General features: G+C 52.1%; 1 protein-coding gene. It reads left to right on the forward strand.

Features of this window, described 5'->3' with window-relative positions; genetic code table 11:
* The coding region (locus tag FLX07_RS36150; protein ID WP_142576461.1) for a crossover junction endodeoxyribonuclease RuvC at positions 1–289 on the forward strand (289 nt) is incomplete at its 5' end.
* Between the last annotated feature and the right edge of the window lie 93 nt (positions 290–382).

Genomic DNA, 382 nt, shown 5'->3' on the forward strand with positions numbered 1-382 from the left:
GTCGATGACAGCCCACGCACCAAACACCGTTTGTGCGTGGGCTGTCATCGACTTGGCGCTCGGTAAATACGGCTATAAGGCGGATGTCGAGATCACGCCGACAACAGTTAAGAAGGACGTAACCGGAAAAGGCAGCGCATCAAAAGACGAAGTAGAGGCGGGAGTACGGCGGATACTTTCGCTCCCGGCCGACTTTACATTTCGGACAGATGACGAATCAGATGCGGTGGCGATTGGGCTTTCGTATCTTGTCCGCGAGAAGATTATAAAACCGGGGGAGGCGGAATGATGGAGCGCTTAATTAAATGGGTAACTATCGCGGTAATCGCATTGTTCGTATTTGTTTTCGTGGTAGCAGCGCCGGCGTATACGATTGCGTCTT

It is taken from the genome of Microbispora bryophytorum (assembly GCF_006874465.1).
Lineage (GTDB): Bacteria > Actinomycetota > Actinomycetes > Streptosporangiales > Streptosporangiaceae > Microbispora > Microbispora bryophytorum.